Origin of the sequence: Wohlfahrtiimonas chitiniclastica (assembly GCF_002252325.1) — a bacterium.
GTDB classification, from domain to species: domain Bacteria; phylum Pseudomonadota; class Gammaproteobacteria; order Cardiobacteriales; family Wohlfahrtiimonadaceae; genus Wohlfahrtiimonas; species Wohlfahrtiimonas chitiniclastica.
The window spans coordinates 231616-256842 of sequence record NZ_NEFL01000003.1; the positions used below are offsets into that span (position 1 = coordinate 231616).

Annotated in this window: 23 protein-coding genes; 12 read left to right on the forward strand and 11 right to left on the reverse strand. The window is 43.9% G+C overall.

From position 1 onward, the window contains the following. Positions 1–332: 332 nt before the first annotated feature. The 5 genes from B9T10_RS08760 (at position 333) to B9T10_RS08780 (ending at position 7603) form a co-directional block, all read left to right on the forward strand. On the forward strand, positions 333–1634 hold the full coding sequence (locus tag B9T10_RS08760; protein WP_094491783.1) for an NCS2 family permease: 1302 nt from the start codon (positions 333–335) through the stop codon (positions 1632–1634). A 23-nt stretch (positions 1635–1657) separates the two neighbouring features. Next, positions 1658–3460, forward strand: coding sequence for an adenine deaminase C-terminal domain-containing protein (locus B9T10_RS08765; RefSeq protein WP_094538288.1), 1803 nt, complete (start codon positions 1658–1660; stop codon positions 3458–3460). A gap of 10 nt (positions 3461–3470) precedes the next feature. After that, entirely contained in the window at positions 3471–5213 is a 1743-nt protein-coding gene (gene ade / locus B9T10_RS08770) for an adenine deaminase (protein WP_094538289.1), read from the forward strand. Positions 5214–5295: 82 nt separating this feature from the next. Then, positions 5296–6747, forward strand: coding sequence for a tetratricopeptide repeat protein (locus B9T10_RS08775; RefSeq protein ID WP_094538331.1), 1452 nt, complete (start codon positions 5296–5298; stop codon positions 6745–6747). A 52-nt stretch (positions 6748–6799) separates the two neighbouring features. Then, on the forward strand, positions 6800–7603 hold the full coding sequence (locus tag B9T10_RS08780; RefSeq protein WP_094538290.1) for a tetratricopeptide repeat protein: 804 nt from the start codon (positions 6800–6802) through the stop codon (positions 7601–7603). On the opposite strand, the gene B9T10_RS08785 is transcribed toward B9T10_RS08780, so the two are convergent. From B9T10_RS08785 to B9T10_RS08805, 5 genes are all read right to left on the reverse strand, one after another. Further along, entirely contained in the window at positions 7598–8866 is a 1269-nt protein-coding gene (locus B9T10_RS08785; protein ID WP_094538291.1) for an APC family permease, read from the reverse strand. The genes B9T10_RS08780 and B9T10_RS08785 overlap by 6 nt on opposite strands. A 103-nt stretch (positions 8867–8969) precedes the next feature. Beyond that, positions 8970–10469 carry an amino acid permease gene (locus B9T10_RS08790; RefSeq protein WP_246782071.1) on the reverse strand — a complete coding sequence of 500 codons (1500 nt, stop codon included), beginning with the start codon at positions 10467–10469 and terminating at the stop codon, positions 8970–8972. Positions 10470–10562: 93 nt separating this feature from the next. Then, positions 10563–12410, reverse strand: a complete 1848-nt coding sequence (gene tdc / locus B9T10_RS08795; protein WP_094538292.1) for a tyrosine decarboxylase — start codon at positions 12408–12410, stop codon at positions 10563–10565. A gap of 130 nt (positions 12411–12540) precedes the next feature. Further along, positions 12541–13878 carry an ATP-binding protein gene (locus B9T10_RS08800; protein ID WP_094538293.1) on the reverse strand — a complete coding sequence of 446 codons (1338 nt, stop codon included), beginning with the start codon at positions 13876–13878 and terminating at the stop codon, positions 12541–12543. Positions 13879–13896: 18 nt separating this feature from the next. Further along, a complete protein-coding gene (locus B9T10_RS08805; protein WP_008315439.1) occupies positions 13897–14577 on the reverse strand; it encodes a winged helix-turn-helix domain-containing protein in 681 nt (226 codons plus the stop codon). A gap of 170 nt (positions 14578–14747) precedes the next feature. Here B9T10_RS08805 and B9T10_RS08810 point away from each other — a divergent pair, with 170 nt between their 5' ends. Genes B9T10_RS08810 through B9T10_RS08825 form a run of 4 tightly spaced genes read left to right on the forward strand, consistent with a single transcriptional unit; the run spans position 14748 to position 17044 of the window. Beyond that, positions 14748–15401 (forward strand): MtnX-like HAD-IB family phosphatase, encoded by a 654-nt coding sequence (locus B9T10_RS08810; RefSeq protein WP_094493791.1) that lies wholly within the window; start codon positions 14748–14750, stop codon positions 15399–15401. A gap of 46 nt (positions 15402–15447) precedes the next feature. Continuing rightward, positions 15448–16275: an alpha/beta hydrolase gene (locus B9T10_RS08815; protein WP_008315437.1), complete on the forward strand. Its 828-nt coding sequence runs from the start codon at positions 15448–15450 to the stop codon at positions 16273–16275. Further along, complete coding sequence (locus B9T10_RS08820) at positions 16272–16631, forward strand: DMT family transporter (RefSeq protein ID WP_008315435.1); 360 nt, start codon at positions 16272–16274, stop codon at positions 16629–16631. The genes B9T10_RS08815 and B9T10_RS08820 overlap by 4 nt, the downstream gene beginning before the upstream one ends. After that, entirely contained in the window at positions 16631–17044 is a 414-nt protein-coding gene (locus B9T10_RS08825; RefSeq protein WP_008315434.1) for a DMT family transporter, read from the forward strand. The genes B9T10_RS08820 and B9T10_RS08825 overlap by 1 nt, the downstream gene beginning before the upstream one ends. Here the strand turns inward: B9T10_RS08825 and B9T10_RS08830 are convergent. The 6 genes from B9T10_RS08830 to B9T10_RS08855 form a co-directional block, all read right to left on the reverse strand. After that, the gene (locus B9T10_RS08830; protein ID WP_094538294.1) at positions 17041–17898 is read right to left on the reverse strand and encodes an arginase family protein; all 858 of its coding nucleotides are present in this window, start codon (positions 17896–17898) and stop codon (positions 17041–17043) included. The genes B9T10_RS08825 and B9T10_RS08830 overlap by 4 nt on opposite strands. Next, positions 17895–18968 carry a GNAT family N-acetyltransferase gene (locus tag B9T10_RS08835; RefSeq protein WP_094538295.1) on the reverse strand — a complete coding sequence of 358 codons (1074 nt, stop codon included), beginning with the start codon at positions 18966–18968 and terminating at the stop codon, positions 17895–17897. Before B9T10_RS08835 ends, B9T10_RS08830 begins: the two co-directional genes overlap by 4 nt. Positions 18969–19040: 72 nt before the next feature. Next, the gene (locus tag B9T10_RS08840; RefSeq protein ID WP_008315427.1) at positions 19041–20426 is read right to left on the reverse strand and encodes an aspartate aminotransferase family protein; all 1386 of its coding nucleotides are present in this window, start codon (positions 20424–20426) and stop codon (positions 19041–19043) included. A 142-nt stretch (positions 20427–20568) separates the two neighbouring features. Next, positions 20569–21309, reverse strand: coding sequence for a MipA/OmpV family protein (locus tag B9T10_RS08845; RefSeq protein ID WP_008315426.1), 741 nt, complete (start codon positions 21307–21309; stop codon positions 20569–20571). A 41-nt stretch (positions 21310–21350) separates the two neighbouring features. After that, positions 21351–21947 carry a C40 family peptidase gene (locus tag B9T10_RS08850; RefSeq protein ID WP_094538296.1) on the reverse strand — a complete coding sequence of 199 codons (597 nt, stop codon included), beginning with the start codon at positions 21945–21947 and terminating at the stop codon, positions 21351–21353. Position 21948: 1 nt separating this feature from the next. Beyond that, the gene (locus B9T10_RS08855; protein WP_094538297.1) at positions 21949–22353 is read right to left on the reverse strand and encodes a DUF4878 domain-containing protein; all 405 of its coding nucleotides are present in this window, start codon (positions 22351–22353) and stop codon (positions 21949–21951) included. A gap of 145 nt (positions 22354–22498) precedes the next feature. Between B9T10_RS08855 and thrS the strand changes: the two genes are divergently transcribed. The 3 genes from thrS to rpmI all read left to right on the forward strand — a co-directional run bounded on the left by thrS (position 22499) and on the right by rpmI (position 25216). Beyond that, positions 22499–24415 carry a threonine--tRNA ligase gene (gene thrS / locus B9T10_RS08860; RefSeq protein WP_094538298.1) on the forward strand — a complete coding sequence of 639 codons (1917 nt, stop codon included), beginning with the start codon at positions 22499–22501 and terminating at the stop codon, positions 24413–24415. 20 nt (positions 24416–24435) lie between these two features. Then, entirely contained in the window at positions 24436–24954 is a 519-nt protein-coding gene (infC, locus tag B9T10_RS08865) for a translation initiation factor IF-3 (RefSeq protein WP_213398296.1), read from the forward strand. A 64-nt stretch (positions 24955–25018) separates the two neighbouring features. Beyond that, positions 25019–25216 (forward strand): 50S ribosomal protein L35, encoded by a 198-nt coding sequence (gene rpmI, locus B9T10_RS08870; RefSeq protein WP_081600416.1) that lies wholly within the window; start codon positions 25019–25021, stop codon positions 25214–25216. Positions 25217–25227 lie beyond the last annotated feature (11 nt).

The following is a 25227-nucleotide window of genomic DNA, read 5'->3' on the forward strand; positions in this document are numbered from 1 at the left end:
GCATTGAACAGATTGAAAAAGCCGCAATCCTCAGGGTTGTGGCTTTTTTTTATGATTGACTTTCGAAAAAAGAGGCATAAAATACGAAACTTATTTTTCACTGAATACAGCGCACAAGGAAGAAAATGTTCTATCGCATTTTGATACCCCCAAAGATACCGCGACCGCGGGATCAGCATCGCTGTATCCTCCTCCTTTCTAACATTCGCTAGGCGACGCTAGATTAAATAGGTGAAGGAGGTGACTTAAAGACATACCCATAAGAAAAACAAACTTAAGTTACCTTCTCGCGCATCACACATGATGCAACATCTATTATCTAGGAGTCACCCGTGTTAGCTTTTATTGAGCGATACTTTGAACTAAAGCGCCACAATACATCCCTCAAGCAGGAACTCATCGCTGCTTTCACCACCTTCATTACGATGGTCTATATCGCGTTTGTGAACCCAAAAATCTTGGGCGCCGCCGGTATGGACACACAAGCTGTTTTTGTCACTACGGTGTTAATCACCGCCATTGCCTCTGTGTTGATGGGCGTGGTGGCAAAACTGCCGATTGCGCTCGCGCCCGGTATGGGCATCAATGCTTATTTTGCTTATGTATTAGTGGGGTCAAATGGCCTGACTTGGCAAACCGGCATGACGCTCATTTTCCTAAGCGCCGTCTCTCTTTTTCTATTGTCGCTTTTTAAAATCCGTTATTGGATGGTTTCAAACATTCCTCATTCGCTGCGCATTGGCATCAGTGTGGGTTGTGGGCTATTGATCACGTTGATTGGTCTACACAATGCTCACATCATTGTGGCGAATCCTGACACGATGGTGGCACTTGGTGATCCAAAAAGTTTGTCATTCATTTTGGGATCTTTAGGTTTCTTGATTGTGATTGCCTTAGCGCAGCGCAATGTGTATGCCTCTGTATTGATCTCCTTTGTGGTGATCACAGCCATTGCTTTAGTTGTGGATCCTGAGGTTTCTTATCATGGTTTAGTCAGCATGCCGCCTTCCATTGCGCCAGTCACCGGGCAATTGGAATTTAAAGAGATCGCAAGTTTCTCGATGGTGGGCGTCATTGTATCCGTCATGTTGATTAACTTATTTGAATCATCGGGCACGTTCATTGCCGTGACTACAAAAGCCGGTTTAGCCGATGACAAAGGGCATTATCCGAATCAACAAAAATCCCTATTGATTGACAGTAGTGCTTCTGCCGTGGGCTCATACATGGGCACATCTGCAGTGACGGCATACATTGAAAGCGCCTCAGGCGTTGCAGTCGGTGGGCGCTCAGGTTTGATGTCTTTTGCAGTGGGCATTTTATTTTTAGCGCTCCTCTTTTTCTCACCCCTTGAGAAGATGATTCCCCTTTATGCCACCACAGGGGCATTGCTTTACATTGGTGTTTTGATGATTTCCGAGCTCTCTAAAATTGATTGGGATGATCTCACCGAAGCCACACCCTCTTTTGTCGCAGCTGTTGCGATGCCCTTTACTTTCACCATCACAGAAGGCATTGCCTTAGGTTTCATCACCTATGTGGTGCTGAAATTGTTGGCTGGAAAATTCAAAGACATTACGGTTTGTACCGGTTTAATGGCGCTCTTATTTTTGTTGCGCTACATTTTTTTATAAGTATTGATTGTTAGGAGTTCATAATGAGAAAAGAATCCATTCAAGAAATGATTGATGCAGGTGCTGCAAAAATCCCCGCAGATCGTGTCGTTAAAAACGGTTTATTGGTGAATGTCACATCCAGCGAAATTTATCCCGCGGATGTGGCCATTTACAAAACACAAATTGTTGCCACTGGCAATGTGGATGCTTACATTGGGCAATCCACAGAAATCATCGATGCTAAAGGTAAATATTTGGTGCCAGGCTTAATCGATGGGCATTTGCACATTGAATGCAGCAAATTGTCCATGACCAGTTTTGCTAAAGCGGTGGTTCCACATGGAACCACGAGCATTGTCTCTGGGCTTGATCAATATGTGGTGACCACAGGTTTAGAAGGCATCAAAGAGGTTTTGGCAGAGATTGATGAATTACCACTGCATGTGTTCTGGGGCTTACCTTTTTTCACGCCGTATACATTGCCGCAAAGCAATGTGGCGTTCAATGTGACGGCAGAAGTGCATGAAACGGTACAAAAATGGCCAGAAGTGTATGGCGTTTGGGAAACTGTGTCCGAATTTGTGGAAAATAAGCATCCGGATGTGATGCGTGCTTTAGAGCTCGCACGTGACAATCGCTTGCCCATTTTTGGTTGTGCCCCCATGAATCGCGGTGAGAAACTCAATTCTGTCTTATGCGCCGGCGTGCGCCTTGATCATGAAAGCTATAATCATGAAGAGATGATGGAAAAAGTGCGTAAAGGCATGTTTGTCATCATTCGTGAATCCTCCATTTCTCATTTTTTAGAAGAGAACATGAAGATCGTCACCCATTTAAATCCACGTGTGGCGCGCCGTGTGAGCTTTTGTACGGATGATGTGGTGGCCTCAGAAATCTTGACCAATGGGCACATGGATAAATTGATCCGCATGGCCATTCAAAGCGGCGTTGATCCATTGACTGCCATTCAAATGGGCACCTTGAACTCAGCCGAAGCTTATCGCATTGACCATTTAGTGGGTTCAATCAGCCCAGGGCGCTATGCGGATATTCTCTTGGTGGAAGATTTGGTGAAATTTGAGATCGATGGCGTGATTGCCAAAGGGGAAACCGTGGTCACCGATGGCAAAATGAGTAAAACATTGACGCCGCCCGTGCGTAGTCCTTTATTATTGAACACCATGAAAATGCAGCCTGTTCAGGCTGCTGACATGTGTGTGCGCACAGAAATTGAGAGTGATCGCGTGCATGCTTTATCGCTTGCTGTGGATTTTGATGTGCCCTTTGTGCGTAAAGCCCGCGATGTGGAATTGAATGTCGAAAATGGCATCGTCCTGCCAGACATTGAGCAAGATGTGTTATATGCCACGGTGATTGAGCGCTTTGGTATCACGAATGTGAAGCCTGCGGTGGGCTTTGTGTCTGGTTGGCAATTGAATGCGGGCGCGATGGCAAGCTCGTGTGCCCCGGATGATAACAACGTGGTGTGCATCGGCACAAACAGTGAAGATATGGCATTGGCAGTGAACCATTTAGCCAGCAATGGCGGCGGGCAAGTGATCGTCAAAGATGGCGAGATTTTAGGCTTCTTACCCTTACCGATTGCCGGGATTGTCTCTGATTTAGAGCCTGAAGCGATGGCTAAAGAAGAAGAGAAACTCTTAATGCTTGCCCGTCAATTAGGGTGCAATTTACCGGATCCGCTCTTTTACATGTGTTGTTTACAAATTACGGCGATTCCAGATTTTGCCATTACGGATTTAGGCGTCATTGATTTTGCTGCCCAAGCGGTGACAGAACCTGTTTTAAAATGTAGCTGTAGCCATGGCCGCATCAAAGGTTAAGGAGGAGAATATGTTGGATAAAGAGAATCTCAATGCTGTGATTGACATGGCCGCCGGGCGCATACCGGTTGATACCCTCATCATCAATTGTCAGGTGGTGGATGTGTATAACCAAAGGTTGATGCCAGGACCGCTCGCCATTGGGCGCGGTAAAATTGTCGGCGTTGGCCATGATTATGATGCCAAAAACATTGTGGATGCCAAAGGTGGCATTGTGATGCCAGGGCTCATTGATGGGCACGTGCACATTGAGTCTTCCTCATTAACGCCTGTGCAATTTGCGCGCACCATTTTACCGTTTGGCACCACAACCATCATTGCCGATCCGCATGAGATTGCCAATGTATGCGGCGTGAAGGGCATTCAATATATGCTCGATGCCAGCCGCAATTTGCCGCTGCATGTGAAAATTCAATTACCCTCTTGCGTGCCGGCCACACCTTTTGAATCTGCGGGCGCTGTGTTAGAGGCAGAAGATCTTGAGCCGCTGTTGGCCGATGATGGCGTATTAGGCTTAGGTGAAGTGATGGATTATCCAAGCGTCACGCATCATGAAGATAAAATGATGAACAAAATCATGATGGCAAAGCGTCACAATCGTGTGATTGATGGTCATAGCCCCGGCATGAAAGGGCTGGATTTAACGGCGTATGTGGCAGCGGGCATCATGACGGATCATGAGTGTTCAGACACAGAAGGCATGTTAAAGCGTTTGACGATGGGGCAATACATTTTGCTGCGTGAAGGTTCAACCTGTAAGGATTTATTGAATCTATTGCCTGCAGTGACGCCAAGCAATGCGCGCCGCTGCGTATTTTGTACGGATGACCGTGAGCCCGATGATATTTTGACCACAGGGCACATCAACAAAAGTCTGCGCTTAGCGGTGGAATATGGGGTCGATCCTTTATTGGCTGTGACGATGGCAACCCTCAATGGCGCTGAATGTTTCCGCTTGTATGACAAAGGCGCGATTGCACCGGGTAAGGATGCGGATCTGTTGATCGTCAATGATCTGATAGAATTTGCGCCACGCCATGTGTTTTCCATGGGGCAAGAAGTGGCGCGCGATGGCAAAATGTTGGTGGAGTTGCCGGAATATCATTGTGAAGATGTGCTCAATACCATCAACATCGCGCCCATTTGTGAAGCGGATTTTGCTTTGCCCTTAACGAGTGATCAAGTGCGTGCCATCGGTGTGATTCCTAAAAGTGTGGTGACCAAAAATCTCACATTAACAGTCGCGCGTGATGCAGCCGGGCAATTTCAGGCTGATTTAAATCCCGGGCTCAATAAGTTGGCAGTGATCGAGCGCCATCATGCCACGGGCAATATGGGGCTGGGCATTTTGTCTGGTTATGGCTTGAAAAATGGTGCGATTGCTGTTTCTGTGGCCCATGATTCCCACAATATTGTGGTGGTGGGTGACAATGATGCAGACATGCTTTGCGCGGTGAAAGACATTGAAGCCATGGGCGGCGGTTTTTCTTTAGTACAACATGGAGAAGTGTTGGCGCATTTACCCTTACCGATTGGTGGCTTGATGACAAATCAAAGCGCAGAAGAGGTGGCGACAGTGATTGATCATCTCATTCACACAGCGCGTGAAAAATTTGCCCTCTCAGATGCTTTTCATCCTTTGATGACGCTCGTCTTTATGACATTGCCAGTGATCCCTGAGATTAAACTCACGTCTAATGGTTTATTTGATGTGAAAGCCTTTGAGCTTGTGGATGTGTCCACATCTGTTTAGGTGCAAAAAATTCATCAAAAGCGCTATCGGTGACCATTGATTTCATGGATAATCAATGGTCACTTTTATCGGAATTAAAGTCATGAAATTATTTAAAATCAGTGGTTTAATGTTGTCGATCATGCTTGTGCTGGGTGGATATGCCTCAGCCGTCGCACTGACTGAGTGTGCAAGTCTTAAAGCTGCGGCTGATGCTGGCAATGCAGCCGATCAAGTGCGTTATGGGCAGTGCCTTGCAGACAATACGCCCCGTGAATATGTGGAGTGTGACGCCGATACATTGTGCAGTCATGCGGATTATCGGGCAGGGGAGCAGTGGTTCAGTGCCGCCGCTCAGCAAAACAATGCAGAAGGGTGGATGGGTTTGGCACATGCACACTTTCAGCAAGCCGAAGGCATGGATGATGAGTATCAAGCGGGCATTGCTGCATTGCAGGCGGCGATGGCGTTGGGCTCAACCGATGCTGCGTATGAATGGGCGCGCCAGCAATATTTTAACGGGGAGACTCAGCTTTCTAAAGAAGCGGCTGATGCTATGATCACTGCCTTAACACAAGCGGCACAGGCTGGGAACTATAATGCCGAGCGCATGCTTGGCATCATTTATGCAGAAGGGAAAATTGTGCCAAAGGATATGCATCAAGCTGATGCCTTGTTTGAGTCCTCCGCTAAAATGGGCGGCGCTCCTGCAATTGATCGCTTAATGACACTCTTTGCATGGAGCCCGGATTGGTATTACCTCAATCCTTTAAATGATGGCAGTGAGATGGATGAGGGGCGTTTTTATACGTGGCTTGAGCGGGCAGCCGAAGCGGGTAATGTTGATGCATTAGAGCGCTTATTGACAGAAACCACTACGATCAATGGCACAATCCGAACCGTTGCCCCGAAACATCAAGCATTGTTGGCTACGCATTTAGCCAATATAGTGAACAGCAGTGATCCTTCAGCATTGATGAAAACGTATGAAGCATTGAGTGGTTATGTCTTCAGTCAAAATGATGTGGCAATGCAGCAGCAAATGTTGGGCATTGTGGAGAAGGCGGCGAATCTCAACCATGATCCCGCCCTTTATCATTTAGGCGGATTATATGAAATGGGCACAATTGTGTCGCAAAATGCAGACAAAGCACATGCGCTATATGAACGCATTCAGTCCCCAGAGTGGCAATACAATGTGGCGATTGACGCTTTAATGATTGATGATCCCACCATGCAGCAACAAGGATTGATGTTTTTGAAAAAAGCCGCCGCTGGGCGGCATCCACGAGCCATGATGCGCTTATCAAGACATTACATTAATGGTGAAGGCGTGGCGCAAGATCTGAAACAAGCGCTACATTTGCAGGAAGGGGTTGCAACATCAAATGATGTCACTGTTAAGCATGAGTTGTTGTCTTTCTATTTAGATCAAGAATATGGGGATCATTTTGATGCAGAAAAGGGCATCTATTTTGCCAAACTCATGCAATGTGATCTTGAGGATGATGCATGGTATTGTTATCCATATTATGGGTTTTTGCGTGATCATTAGGGCTTGGGCTTAAAATCACGTAAAATCATCGTCAATATTTAAGGAGAGAGAAATGCACAATCCCACCATTGATCAACGTTTAAACAGCGCTGAAGCTTTATTGCATGAAGAAAAATATCTTGATGCCATTGCACTATTGAGTGATTTAGAGACTGAATTTCCCTTTGATTCGGCGCGCCGTTACATGTTGCTTGGCATGGCGCATGCGAAAGCTCATGATGCTGAATCTGCCTTTGTGGCCTGGCGCATGATCGAGATGAGTTGGAGTTTACCCATTTATGCGGTGGCTCAGCTTTATCTTGGGGATTTGGCAGAATCTGCGGGCGATTTAGAGGGTGCAGAATATTATTGGCAAACCATTGCCCTTGAGTGGGATGCCACTTGTTATGCTCGCGCGCAGCTCAATTTAGGCGAGCTTGCGCTTGATCGCGGTCATGAGGCTGAGGCGATTCACCATTGGCAATCAATTGATGCCGCGTGGGATCGCAATTGTTATGCCAAAGCGCTTTTCCATTTAAGTGAGTTAGAAGAGCAGCGCGGCAACCTAGAGAAAGCAGAACATTATTGGCGCGCCATTCATCGAGAAGATGATGCACAATCCTTTGCTTGGGCGCAACTCTATTTGGCAGATTTGGCAAAATCAAAGGACAATATGGCAGACGCTGTGCGTCATTGGCAAGCGATTGCCCTTGAGGATCAAGCATGGTGCTTTGGGCAGGCACAATTGAATTTAGGTAAACACTATCAAGCGCAAGGTGATTTGGCAGCAGCGCGTGCCCATTTAAGCAGCATCCAACCTGAATGGAACGATACGGCGCACGCATGGGCGGAGCTTTATTTAAAACAATCATCATAGTGTCGGTGTGGTTTTAGGGCGAAAGAAATAGATAATGAATCCAGCTGCAACCATTAGGGTTCCAATCACAGAGTGTTTCCAATCCATTAAAAATAGTTGAGAGGTTGCTGTGATGCCAGCAAGTGTTGGAATGAGAATGCCAAAGGGCAATTTCATTCCAATGTTGCCCCATTTATTCCAAGCGATTTTACCTGCACAAATATTCATCATGACCAATCCCCAAATACCTGCAACACTACAGTAAGCAATAATGCTAGAAATATCACCAGTTAGCATTAAAATCAAAGCAATACAGCCAGATAATAAAACACTCATTTGGGCATGCCCTGATTGACTTTTACGACCTAAAAACTTTGGAATCGAACCTTGTTGAGACATACGTATGATTAACTCGCTGATTCCCAGTAATGATCCATTAGAGCCTGATAAGGTTGATACACAGGCTGTAAAAGCGACAAGTAAACTTCCCCAATTGCCCATTAAAATATTGGCTGCAGATGCAAGGCTTGCATTGTTATTATAATTGCCCCTGGCCATTAAGAGAGCAAAAACGATGCCCATATAAACAATCGTGACAATTGCAATACTGATCATTAAAGCTAAAGGCACAGTTTTTTGTGGATTTTTAACGACATCTGCCATATTGGTAATGACACTGAAACCTAAGTAAGCACTGAAGAGCATTGCTGTTGATGATAGTACAGGTGCTTGTCCATGTGGTAAGAACGGTGTGAGCTTTTGTGATGAAAAAGCTGCCAAGCCAAAACCTATCATGGTAAATAAGACTAAGAGTTTAAAGCCAACCAGTAAATTTTCTACTTTTCCAACGGTTGCGGTCGATGTGAGATTTAAAATAACTAAAAACACCAGTGCAAAAACAGCGAGCAATAAAGCATTGCTTGAGGATAAAAAGTATTGTAGATAATTGCCAAATGAAACGAGCATAAATGCGACGGCAGTCACAGTGGAGATATAAAAAGCCCACATTGTGATGAATTGCCATATTTTTCCAAGTTCAACACCAAGTGTGTAATAACTTGATTGGCCTTTAGGTGCTCGGCTTGCGACGACAGAAAAACTAACCGCGGATAGAGAGACAATAATGCCTGCAAATAAATAGGATAAAAGTGCGCCAGGTCCTGTATCTTTAACCACGACTCCCGCTAGGGCAAATACACCGCCGCCGATCATAGATCCTACTGCAAAGGCGACACAAGAGATTAATCCTAGCTCAGATGTGATGGGACGATGAGCGTTTGACATATTCGTACCTCTAATTTTTAGTTTTATCAGTTTTTAAATTAAAAAAACCGGAGGAATAGATCAATCTATGCCTCCGGATATTTTTAATTAATGTAGGCATTCTTTATGCTTGAGTTTTAGAAAGTGTTGCGCCTGGTTTAGGTGTTGGTAATAAATGCTGTTGGTTTAATGCAGTTAATTGTGCCTCCACTTGGGTTTTCCAAATGGGTTTTCTAATGTGATGCACATATAGCGGGATGAGCACCATAACGGCAGTAATGATGATCACAATCAAAGCATCTACGGCAGAAAACGTGACTAAAGTTAAGATGACAGAGATTGCAATGGTCAAGAGTAATACAACAACAACAAACCAGATCCAAAAGTTACTTTTATTTTTAGAACCACCGATACGAAATGGTCGCGCAGCATCCGCAGCAGTGTAACGCATGCGTAAGATACCAATCGCCATGAGTACATAAACCACACAGTAAATCACTGAGGTTGAGGTGACAAGTAATAAGAACGCAGAGTTAACGGCAGGGATTAATAAATAAACTAAAGCAAAAATGGAGATGATGACAGCTTGTGTAAGGATAATAGAGCGAGAAACACCGTATTTATTTTCACGCCAGAAACCTAAAGAAGGGGGATATAAGCCTCTTCGTGCACTCGCTTGAATGGTTTTAGAAGGACCAGATGCCCAAGCAGACAATTGTACAACCACACCAATGAATACACAGGCAGCAAAGACATTCGCAAGCCATGAAGGAAGACCTAAGACGTGAATCCAAATCACAGGCGCTTGTGCAATATTATTGAGTTCAATTTTGCCAAAAGATACGCTATTTGCTACAAAGAAAGCATTAATGAGGTTGAATAGCAACATAAAGATTAAGGCAATGAAAATACCTTTAATATATGTTTTAATTGGATTATTCAATCGAGTGATATAAACAGATGACATTTCTATGCCACTAAAAATAAAGCAAATGGCAGCTAGATATTGTAATGTCCCTGTGGTTGAGAATGAATCTGGGAATAATTTACTTGCACTGAACTCACCAAGATAATTATTCACTTGAACACCCGTTTTGAATGTTGCAGCAATTCCTAGTATCAATAGGATAATGACAGGAATATAAACGCCAAACCATGCACCCACTTTGCCGCCAATTTTTGCCATATCAAAGAAGATATTGAGAATAGAAATGGCCCAATAAACAATTAGAATACAAGCTAAGGTAAAAATATTACTCTCACTCAATGAGTTATCACCAATAGCGATGGCTAATAAAGGTGCAAGTGCGGAGCCGACCATCACCATGCCAGGGAACATCTGTACCCATAATAACCATGATGTGATGAATCCACAGCGTTCATTTAAGCTATCAGTAACCCATAATTCAGGTCCGCCGGCTTCTGGCTTCATGCCAGCGAATTCTCCCGATATGAGTGTAATGGGCAGTGCAAAAGCAAAAGTAGCAATGCCCATGAATAAAAACATATTCCATCCTGTGGCTGCAAGATCAGGAATATTACGCACGCTGGCGACTAAAGCACAGGTCATACCGATAAAGGTAAGTAAACCTATGGTATTACTTTTAGATTGAGTGACCATCATTCTTCTCCTTCAATTTCTATTTATATGAAGATGAAAGGTACGGACGGCTGACTGAGATGATGTATTAACATCTCAGCCAGTGACCTTCAAAGATTATTTTTGATTGCCAAGAACTTCTGTAATTCTTTGCTCTAAGGCTTGTTTAATAGATGCCGCATAATAATCGAATAAAGCATCATTGGTTAAATATGGTGTCATGATTGCAGCCCTTAAGAGAGTAACAGATTTAACATTTTTCCATTCTTGTGCAGAAAAACCGATAGAGGTTAAGAATGGAAGTGGACTATCTCCATAATCCTCTGTTGAGAAGGCTGTGTGAGATGTCAGGAATCTATTATTGAAGTCATTGCCATGAAGATAAGATGAGTATTTGAAAATCTCTTCATTGAGATTATTTGTTGCCGCTAAGCTCGTTTCGCCTTCAATTTTAAAGACCCAGTCAACCATATTAAGATCAGGATGATTTAAAGGATGTGCTTTAATGGTCATGCCATTAATATTGAATGTTAAGGTCGAGAGGAAATCTCTAAATCGCCAAGCGGCTTCTATAGATGTTGCAGTTAAACGGCCATAACCTGTAATGTCTAAGGGAACGCAGCGATGTGCAGCCCAAACAGCTGCTGCAGTTGCCCCAGCCCTAGAGCCCTCAAGGGTAAATGCCCCCAACATATCTGGCGCTTTAATACCTTTTTCAAATACATAGGGTGCAAAATAAGAAATAATATTTCGCATGGCTTTATATTTGATGGCAATGCCGCCAGCAGCATATGGAACATAGCCCATTTTATGTGGATCAATGGTCACGGATTCTACATCTTTGATGGCTTTGTAGCCGTTATAAATGTCTTCTGAAATTTTAACATCATATGAGAAAACATTATGTTGTTTGTATAATTCAGGCAGCTCATCATATTCAGCGAATTCGCCAGTTTCTTTAATGAATAGAGATCGGCCATAACCACCATAAGCAGCATCACAATGGATATAGAAATAAATGCCTTCTGCTTTTAATTTTTCACGTAATGCAACAACTTTATCCACTTCATCAATGGCGCCTTCTTCTGTTGTACCAACCACCACAACGACACCAAGAATGGGTGTTTTCTGCGCAGCTAAGTCACGAATAATTTTTTCCAGTTCCTCAACATTTTGTCGGTAGTTTGTTTTAACAGGGACTTGTACAATTTGATCTAGACCGACACCAATAATATCGGCTGCTTTGACCCATGAATAGTGTTTTGTTTGTGGCACAATCCATTTTCCAAGTTTAGGAATATTGCGACCACTGCGTGAAGAAGCAGCTTTGACTGCATCGTATTCTTCTGGTGTTAATGACTCACAAATTTCTAAAATTTCTTCGACTGACATATTCAGTAATTGCCACTCAGATTTACCAGCGACTTTCTCTGGTAAGACTTTTTGTAAGGCTAAAGGGATGGATTTAACACAACGAGCATACCAAATGCCCTCTAAGTTAGCGATTGAACCATCAGCAGAGATATGACCCCAGCCCTCATTAAAGTCAAATAATTTTGCGAAATCTGCTCCAATTTCTGCTTCCATTTCTGAAGTTGCCATTGAGGATTCAAGAGCAACGTTGTTAGGATTCCACAACATTGCAAAACTATATGCTGCAATTGCAGGTAATAAAGTTTCAGAGTTCATTTGACCCCAATAACGACCTGCACTATTCCAAGGTACAGAACCTGATCTTAAACGTCTAGAGAGTTCATTCATCACGCCACTCATACGCTCATCTGTGGCAATAAAGTCAGGAGTTTTTTGCTCGGCCTCTGTAATGCCTGGGCGGTCTGTGGGTAAATAATCTTTGCGCCAACTTAAATGATCTTGTACTAGTTGATTAAGAATTTTAGCAAAACGATCACCATTTTCTGCCTGATCACCGATAAATACAGCATGGATATTAGTATTAATAGTCATTTTTTGTACCTCGTAGTGTTATTAATAGGCTTAAGAAATATTATTTAATATAAATAATAATCTTGTATTAATAATACTCCTTTATTTTATTTGTTATCAGTTAAAAATGATTTAATTATTAAATAGTATATTATACTAATATTAGTGTTAATTGTGCGCCACCCCATTCACTCTCACTGACTTCAATGGCGCCTTGATGGGATTTGGCAATGAGTTCCACATAAGCAAGCCCAAGGCCATGGCCGCCGGTTTCTCGTGTGCGGCTGTTGTCTAAACGGGAAAATGGGCGGAAAATCTCATCATAAGCCTCTTTTGGGATGCCTGCGCCATCATCACTGACGGCGATGTGTAATTCATCGTCCACCGTGAAGATGGCGAGTTTCACGCGGCTTGATGTATATTTAAAGGCATTGAGCAGTAAATTATTGACCGCTAATGTGGCCAATTTCGTGTCGAGCATAAAGGACACATCTTCAATGGCAAGCGTCACTTGTACATGACTTGGCTTCATGGGGATTAAGGCATCGCACAGTTGATGCGCCCATGTGACAATGTCTGTGGCATGTTTTTTGGGCAATACATCTTGTTGCTGCATTTTAAAAAAGTTCAGGCTCGTATTGATGAGGGCTTCGAGCTCCTCTAAATCATGATGAATGCCGGGCAATTGGCGGTTAAAATTCTCTTTAGTTTCTGACTCCGCCATCATGGTGAGCCCAAAACGCAGGCGCGCAATCGGGGTGCGTAGTTCATGCGCCATGGCATGGAAAATGATTTTACTGTTGCGCACTTGTTGATCGAGCCGATCTGCCATGGTATTGACCACTTCCGTCAATGTTTTAAATAACCAACTGTGGGCTTTAGGCGCGCGGGCAGAGAGATCGCCAATGGTGAGCTGTTCAGCCGTTGCACGTAGGCGCATGGCATCTCGCCATAAGGGCAGCAGTGCCATAAACAGCAAACAGACAAAGATCAAGGCGCTGACCACAGAACAGACCAAAATAAAAATGAGCAGGGCAGAGGTGTCCGCATCTAAAATGTCATTATTGGCAAGCGGGCCAATTTGCAGCAATTGGTCATTTGGGCCATAACGAAGATAGAGCGTATTTAAGCGATCATCATAGGCTAAATTATCCCCATTGAATTGGGCTAAAACGTCACTTGATAATTCAGTGCCAAGCGGCAGAATCTCCACATTAAAGTTAAAGCGATTGGCGATGGTATTGACCACTTCTTGATCATGAATAGGGTCGCCAGTGAATTGCTCTGCGAGCAGCTTTGCGCTTTCGCCGAGCATTTTTTGATAGAACTCATAATCTTCACTGAGTCCCGTCCATTCGTGGGGCAATGCCACAAAAATATGGAGCGCGCCATACACAATGATGCTTTGCGCCACAAGCATGATGAGCAAATACAAAATGATGCGTGAAGTGAGGGATGGCTGCTGAGAATATTGTTGTGATTTGCCCATGCGATCCTTATGAAACATTTAGTTGTCTAGGGTGAAGAGATAACCTTTACCGCGCACCGTTTTGATCCACGTGGGATTGTCAGGATCTTCCTGTAACTTTTTGCGCACGCGGGAGATTTTTGCATCTATCGAGCGATCATCCCCATCAAATGTAATGCCGCGCAGATCATTGAGCAGATCATCGCGGGTTAAAATGGTGCCCGCTCGGCTCGCGAGTAACCATAAAAGATCAAATTCCGCCGTGGTGAAATCTAAAAGCTCATGCGCGATTTGCACGGTGCGATTGCTGCCATCGATGGTTAAGTCGCCAAACACCAATCGTTGTGGATGATTCGGCGCTTGGCGGCGCAGCAATACACGGATGCGAGCCAATAAGCGGCGCGGTTCTACAGGTTTGGTTAAATAATCATCCGCCCCAAGCTCAAGCCCAATGATTTCGTCAATGTTATCTTCACTCGCCGTTAAGATTAAAATGGGTTGCGTGTAAAAAGGGCGCACATCGCGGCAGATGTCAAAGCCTGATTTACCTGGCAATAGCACATCTAAAATCACCAAATCCGGTGATAAATGTAAAATCGTGGCTTCAGCTGTATCGCCGCGCGCATGGCACGTCACGGTAAAGCCGTGCATTTGTAAGTATTCACTGGTCAATGCAGCAAGCCGTGTATCATCTTCTATAATGAGGATATGTTTAGACATAATGTTTCTCGTACTCGATGATTTATCGTCATGTTATCCATTGAGTATAGCACATCCCCTCTATGCTCTCGCTGATGAATGGTTACACAAACTACACAGAACAGTCACAACAGTTGGCGGATTTTTTAGGATAATACAGCACAATTATTATTCAAATAGGACAATTACTTGTGACAGTCAGCAGCATTTTTTTGTGTGATTTTGATGGCACCATCAGCCTCAAAGATGTCACCGACACATTGATTGAGCATTTTGGGCAAGCGGGATGTGATGAATTAGAAGCCGCTTGGGAAGCTGGTATGATCGGCTCACTTGAGTGCATGAAGGGGCAAATTGCGTTGCTTAAAGCCGATACAGCGGCGCTCAATGCATGTTTAGACACCATTGCGATTGATCCCACATTTGTGGATTTTTTGCAAGCAATGGCAACAGCCGAAGTGCCCGTTGCCATCGTCAGCGATGGTTTAGATTACGCGATTGACTATATTTTACAGCGCCACGGCATCACGAATGTGCCGATCATTGCCAATCACTTGGTGTATGATGGGGATGAAGCTTGGCACTTAGAATTTCCGTATGCCACCACATTTTGTAAGAAACAGAGCGGCAATTGCAAATGTCATCAAGCGGACATTTTGTATCAAACTTATGATCAAGTGCTGTATGTGGGCGATGGCACTTCAGACTTTTGTGTCTCCCATGTGATCGACTTTGTCTATGCAAAAGGCAAACTCATCCATTATTGTGATAAACATGGATTGCCTCATCACGCCATTACAGAATTTGCGGACATTTTGCCCCACGTCGCGCCGCTGCTAAAATGATTAAACATCAATACACAGATAGATAAAGAGAAAAGAGAGTAGAAGTATGATTGAAGATGTGAGCTTTATGCTCGAAGGTGATCGCAACATTGGCGTGTTATTGATTCATGGTTTAACAGGAACGCCGAATGAAATGCGCATCATTGCCAAAGGACTCAATAAAGCAGGGTTTACAGTGTATGCAATGCAACTTGCTGGCCATTGCGGCACAGAAGCCGATTTGTGCAAAACCACGTGGCAAGATTGGTATCAAAGCGTTGAAACTGCCGCAGAATTATTAAATGATAAAGTTGATCATCTATTTGTGGCAGGTTTATCCATGGGTGCAGTGTTATCGCTGAAACTAGCAGAAGAGCGCCCTGATATGATCAAAGGCGTGATGACTTATGCCACCACGTTCCGTTACGATGGTTGGAGCTTGCCATTTTATGCCAAGCATCTGTTTTTCCTTTTAACATGGTTTAAAAAACTCGGCATTTTTCAGCACAAAGCCTTTTTTGAAGAGCCACCTTATGGCTTAAAAGATGAGAAAATCCGAAAAGTGGTGTCAGACAGCATGTTAGGCGGCGATGCTGCATCGGCCGGTTTAGCGAGCAATCCATACCCAGCATTGGCAGAGATGCAATGGTTAGCGAGAGATGTGCGTAAAAATCTGCCTAAAGTCACAGCGCCATGCCTCATCATGCATTCAAGCAATGATGACATTGCGAACATCAATACCAATGCCCGCGTGATTGAGAAAAATGTCAGCGGCCCGACGGTATTCATTCCATTAGATGACAGTTATCACCTCATCACCATTGATCGTGAGCGTAAAGTGGTGATCGAGCAATCAGTGGACTTTGTAGAACGAGTGGTACAAGGAGAATTATGACCGGATTGATCTTTGTTTTATGGATCGCAAATGTTGCCTTTGATACGTTAGGGCAGATTGCTTTTAAATACGCGGCCACCATCGAAACGAAAAACGACACCATGGCGAGCTATTGGCAAGGATTATTGCGTCAAAAATGGCTGTGGATTGGTGTGATTGCCTACATTGTGGAATTCTTTTTATGGTTGGCATTTTTAACGTTGGTGCCCTTATCAAAAGGCGTATTGCTTGCGGCGATGAACATCATCACCATCATGATTGCAGGGCGCTTATTGTTCAATGAAAAACTCATTCCGCTGCGCGTGATTGGCATTGCCTTCATCACAGCTGGCGTTGCCATTGTGGGGATCTTCTGATGAAAAAATTCTATTTGATTGGTTTTGGCATTTTGTTGCTCTTTGACACCTTAGGGCAAACAAGCTTTAAATTGGCGGCAACGGCCGCAGAACCTTTAGCGATGAGCATGGATTGGGTGGTGCGCGTCTTTACGAATGTTTGGGTGTATGTGGCGATCTTTGGTTACATTGTCACTTTTCTAGCATGGATGACATTGCTGCGCCATGCGCCTGTTGGCCCTGCATTTGCGGCTGCCCACATGGAAGTGGTGACGGTGATGATTGTCTCCATTTGGCTCTTTAATGATCACATCACGTTGGGGCGATTTTTAGGGGCGCTTTTGATTGTGATTGGCATCATCTGTTTGGCCTTTGCAGAAAAACAAGCGATGGCGCTCGAAGCGGCTGAGAAAGCAAAAACTTCCGCCGATTAAGGCATTAAGCGATCTAAAATACTTTGGTTAAAGGCGTTTTGGGTCGCTTGCCATGCTGTGAGTTTGTCTAAAGGAATGGGCGCTTGTTGATCTAAACGGCTCAAGAAGCGTTTCCAACCGGTTTGATACGTGTATTCAGACACATCGCCCGTGACATCCGAGCCGATTAAACGGGGTTTGATCGCATCAATCACCGCCATCATGTGGCGCGCCTCTAAAATCCCTTGATCCCAATTGGTTTGCACCACCTGATCACTCAATGCATCTTTGTCAATGGAGAGATAAACAGGGCGTGTGCTGTTTGCTTGCGTTTGTAAAAATGTATTGATCAAATCATCACTTGTCTCAAAGGATTGAAATGCTTTTTTTAGCCCCATCCATTGAGCCCAGCGCGTATTGACCTTCATGGACCAATAAGTGAGTTTATCGCCATAAAGCGGGTGCAAATGATTTTCCCATGAATGGGCAATGCCAATGTCATTTGAGGTGATGCCCAGCACATGAATGTGATGCACTTGGGGCAATTTTGCAATGTGTGCCACCCATGAGCCGCAGTGAATGCCAAAGGGAAAGCGCATGTTGTCAGGGTGATTGTCAAAGATCACCACATCAAAAGGTTCATCGATGGGCATGCGCTCAATCAATAGCGTACTGATGTGATGATAATCGCCGCTGCCCATGAAAACGGTGCCATAGTTCGATGGCAAAATGCGTGCTAAATAGTGGCTCAATTGTTGATATGTTTTCAGGCTTGAGCCAAAGCGGATGGCTTCTTGCCAACTCGATAAATCAATCGTTGTGGCGTGTTCAAGCGATACGCTGTGATCAAAGTCGAGAATCAATGGTGTTTTCATGCGTTCTCCTGATTGAGTTGATCCAAAGTTTTTTGATCACTCTCAAAATAGCGGCTCAAGCGACTCAAAATGGCACGCAACATTGGGTTTTTAATATACACAGCATGTTCTGTGAAGGTGAACTGAGCACCAAGATACGCTTTGATTTGCGGATCCGTCCAACCGGCAATGTAATGGGTCAATTGATGCTGTGCGGCATAATCTAAATTGTGAAACCAGCTGAGGTAATACAAATTGTGTTCGCGCGCCGCAGGATAAACAAAGCCTACATATTTATCCACCAAGCGCTGATTGAGAACATAACAGATGTTATACCCAATTAATTGATCATTGTGATGATAGGTGAAAATGATGCCGCTACTTTGTGCATCTTGCAAAATGGTTTTGAAAAATTCGCGGCTCAGCTGATCAAAATGGATCTCACTTTGATGAAACACATTGAGATACAGATCATAATATTCATTGAGGATGGCGTCATCTTGAAAGATGGCATCCCCAGTTTTGATTTCGCGAATCTCAATGTCCGCAAGGCTTTTGAGTTTGCGGCGCATGTCTTTTCTGCGGGATTTAGAGAGGCGTACGATGTATTCTTCTGAGTTTTTAAAATCAATCGGCACCCATGCTAAGGCTTGGCCAGAGAGTGTGATGAAATTTTCTGCCATCAATGCGGCTTTTAATTCAGCGGCTTTTTGATTGGCCTCATCACTCAATAGGGGCGATTGATTCGGAATGTCTTTGACAATGGTGAGTGCGGTTTTTTGACCATATGCATCACGAATGGTGCGAGCGGTTTGTGTGGCATCGTCATCACCGATTAAGCAATACTCAGACACTGTGGTGCCAATAAACGTGGTTTGCCACGTCAGTGCGTGGTGGATCAGTTTTTGGAGTGGCAGGCGCGCGATTTTTTTAAGGGCATCGGCTTCAAGCGTGGTCAATAGATTAAAGGGTGCGCGAAAGGCAGGCACATTTTGCACCTCCGTTTGCACCACAAAATGGTAGGGCGGAGATTGCTCAAAGGCTTTGATGAGTGAATCAGGTTCTAATTGTGTGAGGTACTGCACTGTCATCCCCCTTGTTGATGGTTCCACAAGGCAAATGGATCATAAGTGACTTATGATCCATCTGAAACGCGTCAATGATTAGCTGTTTTTAGCGCGTGTTAATAATTGATCTAATAAGGCTAAACCTTGATCAATCTCTTCTGTTGAAATGTGAAGCGATGGCGCTAAGGTGATGACGTTTTTATAGTAACCGCCCACATCAAGCACTAAGCCCATTTTCTTACCATTCCAATCTAAGTCGCCAGCTAAACCGATGTCCACCATTTTATCTAACAATGGTTTGTTTGGTGTGAAGCCATCTTCTGTACAGATTTCTGCACGAAGCGCTAAACCTAAACCATCGACATCGCCAATTTCTTTGTGACGTTTTTGTAGATCACGCAAACCTTCTAAGAAGTGTTCCCCTTTCTTCATCACCATGGTTTCATAGTCAGTTTCTTGGGTCATCTTCATCACTTCTAAACCAAGGGCAGTGCCAAGTGGGTTAGAAGCAAAGGTTGAGTGTGTTGAGCCTGGAGGGAAGACATCTGGGTTGATGAGTTCTTCGCGTGCCCATAAGCCGCCAAGTGGATTTAAACCATTGGTTAAGGCTTTGGCAAATACCAAGACATCTGGCGTCACATCAAAGTGCTCGATCGCCCATAATTTACCGGTGCGATAAAAGCCCATTTGGATTTCATCCACCACCAATAAAATGCCATATTGATCCAAGACTTTTTTCAAGCCTTTAAAGAAGTTGCGTGGCGGAATCACATAACCACCAGTGCCTTGAATCGCTTCAACGTAAAACGCCGCATATTCAGCTTCTTTAACTTTAGGGTCCCAAACGCCGTTGTATTCAGTTTCAAAGAGGCGCGCAAAATCATTCACACAATGTTCGCCATACTCTTCTGCCGTCATGCCTTTCGGGCGACGGAATGGGTAAGGGAATGGAATGAATTGTGCACGTTCACCAAAGTGACCATAACGACGGCGATAACGATAGCTTGATGTGATGGAAGATGCACCTAATGTACGACCATGATAGCCGCCTTCAAAGGCAAACATTAAGCTTTTACCATTCGTTGCATTGCGCACCAATTTTAAGGAGTCTTCAATACACTGAGAACCGCCCACGTTAAAATGTACGCGGCCTTCTTTACCAAATTTGCGTTCCATATCGGTGGCAATGGCTTTGGCCAATTCGATTTTCGTTGGGTGCAAATATTGGCTCGCCATTTGTGGCAATGTGTCAATTTGATGTTTTAACACATTGTCTAAGCGTTCGTTTTTATAGCCAAAGTTAACAGCGGAATACCACATTTGAAGGTCAAGGTATTGCACGTCGTTGGCATCATATAAATAGCTGCCGTTACAATCCGTGAAGATTTTTGGGGGATTGACATAGTGAACAGTGTCGCCAAATGAGCAGTATTTCGCTTCATCTTTCAGTAATTGTTGTTCATCGATAGAATGTTTTTCCATGTGCAAAGCTCCATGTTGTCAATGAATGAAATGTTGTTATTGTTGCCAATTGTTGTTCTAAAACCGCACCATTATCGGAAATATGGTGCGGTTTGTGTATTATGATTGTGTGTGACTTTTGTAACATGACCCCAAAATTGGGTTAAAACTCATACGCAACGCCGAGTTGAAATGAGTATAAATCGCTTTTATCCACCATCGGGCTGTGGCGAATGTTTTTATGTAAGTGATCATAACGGCCGGTGGCCATAATTTCCCATTTTGGCGTCACTTGATAGCTTAAATTGAGCTCTAAATAGGGATTAACACCTTGTTTACTGGTGTATTCAGGCAAACCAGAACGCATCGATTCACTGTGATTGATGCCATAATAATAGTTGTTGTAACGCTTATTGTGCCACTCAAGCCCAACCACAGGCATTAAGGTTAAATCTTGCATCGTTAAGGCTGCGGAATAATTGACGGCAAATGTTGTGCCTTTATTGCGGCCAAGTAGATCAGTATTGAGGGTTGCACCAAAACCGCCAAAATCTGTGATCAAAGTATAATCAAGGGTTGCCATCACGCTTTCTTTGCGGCGATTGAGTTGCTTCATGCGCCAATCATCGCTGTCTTTTGGCTTAAAGCCCGTTTGATCATACAGTGCGCCCAATGTCAGTTGCTGCGTATCTGAATGGAGAATATAAACGCCCGCTTCTAAACCATCGATGTAAAAAACCGGACTTTCATAGTTGATGTAGGGCTGCACGCTGTTGTCATGATCGATGCCTTTATAGGGCGAGCGATCAATTTCGCCTAAGACACCGAGTTTAAATGAATCTGCAAGGGCAACGCTGCCGATGCTGCCGATGAGCGCAATTGTGCATAAACGAGAAAGTAACATAATCATTATTCCATTAAAGTGATGAAAATGATGGGTTATGGTTATTGTACTGAATTTTCTCTCTCTTCGCTAAACTCATCGACAATCATCATGTTTGGCAGCTGCAAAAAAGCATCGGGAAACAGATATTGCCCTTGAAAAGGCCCGACATCAATCGATTGCCAAGTGAGCTTAAGCTCAGGTTTTAGGCTCATTAAAGGCTGCTCAATGAGCGTGGTGCAATAAAGATTCTCTTCTGTGCGTGCTTTGAGCACATACGGGCTACCAAGTTGCTTTTTGATGTGATGGCTTAACTGCACGCGTTCAGATTCTGACAAAAAGGCAGGGCGCACGATCACATAATCTTTGGCCATGTGCGCAGCTAAGAAATCTGGCAGTGGCGTTGTGATCACTTGATTGAGATGCTTCGGATCATCATCAGTGGTGGAATGGGTGACCATCACAGGATTGAGATCGGTGATGATGCCAATGTGGGAAAACCTGCCGCCACTTAATTTTTGGATGATCAGGCTATCAACATTATTACCTGTACGCAGCACAATGTCCCCAAGGGCAAGTGTTTTCGCACTGATGCTTGGGCATAAAAAAAGTGCTGTGAGGCTCACAACACTGATTTTAATCCATGATGCAATGATCATCTTAAAGTGCGATTTTCCAGCCTTTTGCTGTTTTCACTGTCGTCATGTCGCCAGCGTCTTCTTCACCTTTTTTGAATGTCACAACAAAATTCACAGAGGCACGTGATTTATCGTCATTAAGATACTTCACATTTTTGATGTCAATTTTAGAGATGCCGCCTTGTGCTTCGCTGTTTGCTTTAGCTTCAGCCGCTGCCATGCCCATTTTACCGACGATCATTTGTTGAACCATAGGATCTTCGCCATCTTTACCTAAATCTAATGCTTTAACCATCGCGTCAGCATCGCCTTTATAGGTGCTTTCGATGAAATGCTTGGTGATGCCTTCAGGCGAATTGTCATCTGAACAGGCAACAATGAAGAATGAAAATAAGATAACCAAAGGATATAAAAGGATTTTTTTCATGTTTTGACACTCGTTGTATATAAAATTAATGACTGAGCGCGCATCATATCACGATTGTTAATTTTATATGCAGCAAATATATCGCTATTCTGTTAAATGGTATATAATTAATGGTTTGTTAAATAGTCAATCCGTGGAGTTTTGAATGGTTGTTATTACCCTGCCAGATGGTAGTCAAAGAGAGTACCCAAATCCTGTTTCAGGTTTTGATATTGTAGAAAGTATTGGCCCAGGTCTTGCAAAAGCCGCTGTGGCAATGGTTGTTGACGGTACCCAAAAAGATCTCTCCACGGTAATAACGGGAAACGCAACGGTCAAAATTCTCACGCCGAAAGATGAGGAAGGTTTAGATGTTGTTCGTCACACATTGGCAGCGCAAGTTTTAGCGCGTGCCGTGAAAACTTTGTATCCAGATGCATTGCTGGCCATTGGCCCAACCATCGATAACGGTTTTTATTACGACATCGATTTTAAAGCGCCCATCACACCTGAAGATTTGCCTGCCATTGAAGCAAAAATGCGCGAAATCATCAAAGAAGGTTTAGATGTAACGCGTGAAATGCACCCACGTGCAGAGGCAATCGAATACTTTGCCGCGCGCGGTGAAACTTATAAAGTGGACATCATTACGCGTGCGCCAGAGGATCAAACAGAAATCTCGTTGTATCGCCAAGGCGACAATGGGGAAGATATTTTCACAGATTTATGTGTGGGTCCGCATTTACCTAGCATTAAAAAAGCGAACATTGCATTTAAATTGATGAATGTTGCGGGCGCTTATTGGCGCGGTGATTCAAACAATAAAATGTTGACGCGTATTTATGCGGTGGCATTTGCCTCTGAAAAAGAGTTGAAAGCACATTTAGCTTTCTTAGAAGAAGTGTCTAAGCGTGATCATCGCCGCATTGGTAAAGCACAAGAGTTGTTCCATTTGCAAGAAGAAGCGCCAGGCATGGTGTTTTGGCACCCTAATGGCTGGCAGCTTTGGCAAATCATCGAGCAATACATGCGTGAACGCCAAAAAGAAGAAGGCTATTTAGAAATTAAAACCCCAATGGTGGTTGATCGTTCCTTGTGGGAAAAATCGGGTCACTGGGAAAACTATCGTGAAAACATGTTCACGACGGCTTCTGAAAACCGCGATTATGCCGTTAAACCAATGAACTGCCCATGTCACGTTCAAGTGTTTAACCACGGTTTGCACTCTTATCGTGATTTGCCTTTACGTTTGGCTGAATTTGGTTCATGTCATCGTAATGAACCTTCGGGCGCATTGCACGGCATTATGCGTGTGCGTGGCTTTGTGCAAGATGATGCGCACATTTTCTGTCGCATTGATCAAGTGGTGAGCGAAGTGGAAAACTTCCACCGTTTTGCCATGAGTGTGTATGATCGCTTTGGCTTTGAAAACATTGCCATCAAGTTGAGCCTTCGCCCTGAAGAGCGCGCAGGTTCTGATGAAGTGTGGGATAAAGCCGAAGAAGGTTTACGCATTGCATTGAAAGCTGCGGGCGTTGAGTGGGAAGAATTGCCGGGTGAAGGCGCATTCTATGGCCCGAAAGTGGAATACCACATCAAAGATGCCATTGGCCGTTCTTGGCAAGTGGGTACAATTCAGTTAGACTTTGTATTACCAGAACGTTTAGACGCAGAATTTGTAGATGAAGATAATACGCGCAAACGTCCTGTTATGCTTCACAGAGCAATTTTAGGCTCATTTGAACGCTTCATTGGCATTTTAATTGAGCATCATGCAGGATCTTTCCCATTCTGGTTAGCGCCAGTCCAAGCATTTGTGGCAGGGATCACAAGTCATCAAGACGACTACGTCAAAGAGATTGAAGCGAAGCTTAAAAAAGCGAACATCCGTACGAAAATTGACTTGAGAAATGAAAAGATTGGATATAAAATCCGTGAAGCTACGATTGGTCGAATCCCTTACCTTTTAGTTGTTGGTAAGCGTGAGGCAGAAGAAGGCTTAGTGTCCGTGAGAACTCGTGAAGGCGAAGATCTTGGCACGATGACTTTAGAAGCTGCCATCGACTTAATGAATAAAGATTAATACTTAATGGAGATAGAGTTATTAGCACACAGAATGAACATAGGTTAAATGACGAGATCACTGCACGTGAGGTTCGTTTGATCGATGCAGAGGGCGAGCAAAAAGGGGTTGTTCCACTTGCGGAAGCCCTCAATATGGCTTATGATAGCGACCTTGATCTTGTGGAGATTTCTCCAAATGCCGCTCCGCCTGTTTGCCGAATTATGAATTATGGTAAATTCAAATTCGAACAACAGAAAAAGCAACACGAAGCGCGTAAAAAGCAGAAACAGATCCAGGTCAAAGAGATCAAGTTCCGTCCAGGAACTGATGAAGGGGATTATCAGGTAAAACTACGCAACCTGATCCGTTTCCTTAGTGATGGTGATAAAACCAAGATCACGCTGCGTTTTCGTGGCCGTGAAATGGCTCACCAAGAGTTGGGAATGAAGCTTCTGAACAGAGTTGAAGAAGATTTGAAAGAATATGGTGTGGTTGAACAGCGTCCTAAATTTGAAGGTCGTCAAATGGTTATGGTTTTAGCACCTGCTAAGAAGTAATCTACCCGTCTATTTTGTTCCTATTTGTTTTAATTATTGATTGAGAAATGCGAGTTAAAAAACTATGCCTAAAATGAAATCAAACAGCGGCGCTAAAAAGCGTTTCCGCAAAAACGGTGGCGGCAACTTTAAGCGTCACGCGTCACACCGTAGCCACATCTTAACTAAGAAATCAACTAAGCGTAAACGCCATTTACGTAATGCTTCTGTTATCAAGAAAGTAGATACAAAAATGGTTAACCGCATGTTGCCTTACGCATAATTGAAGGAGTT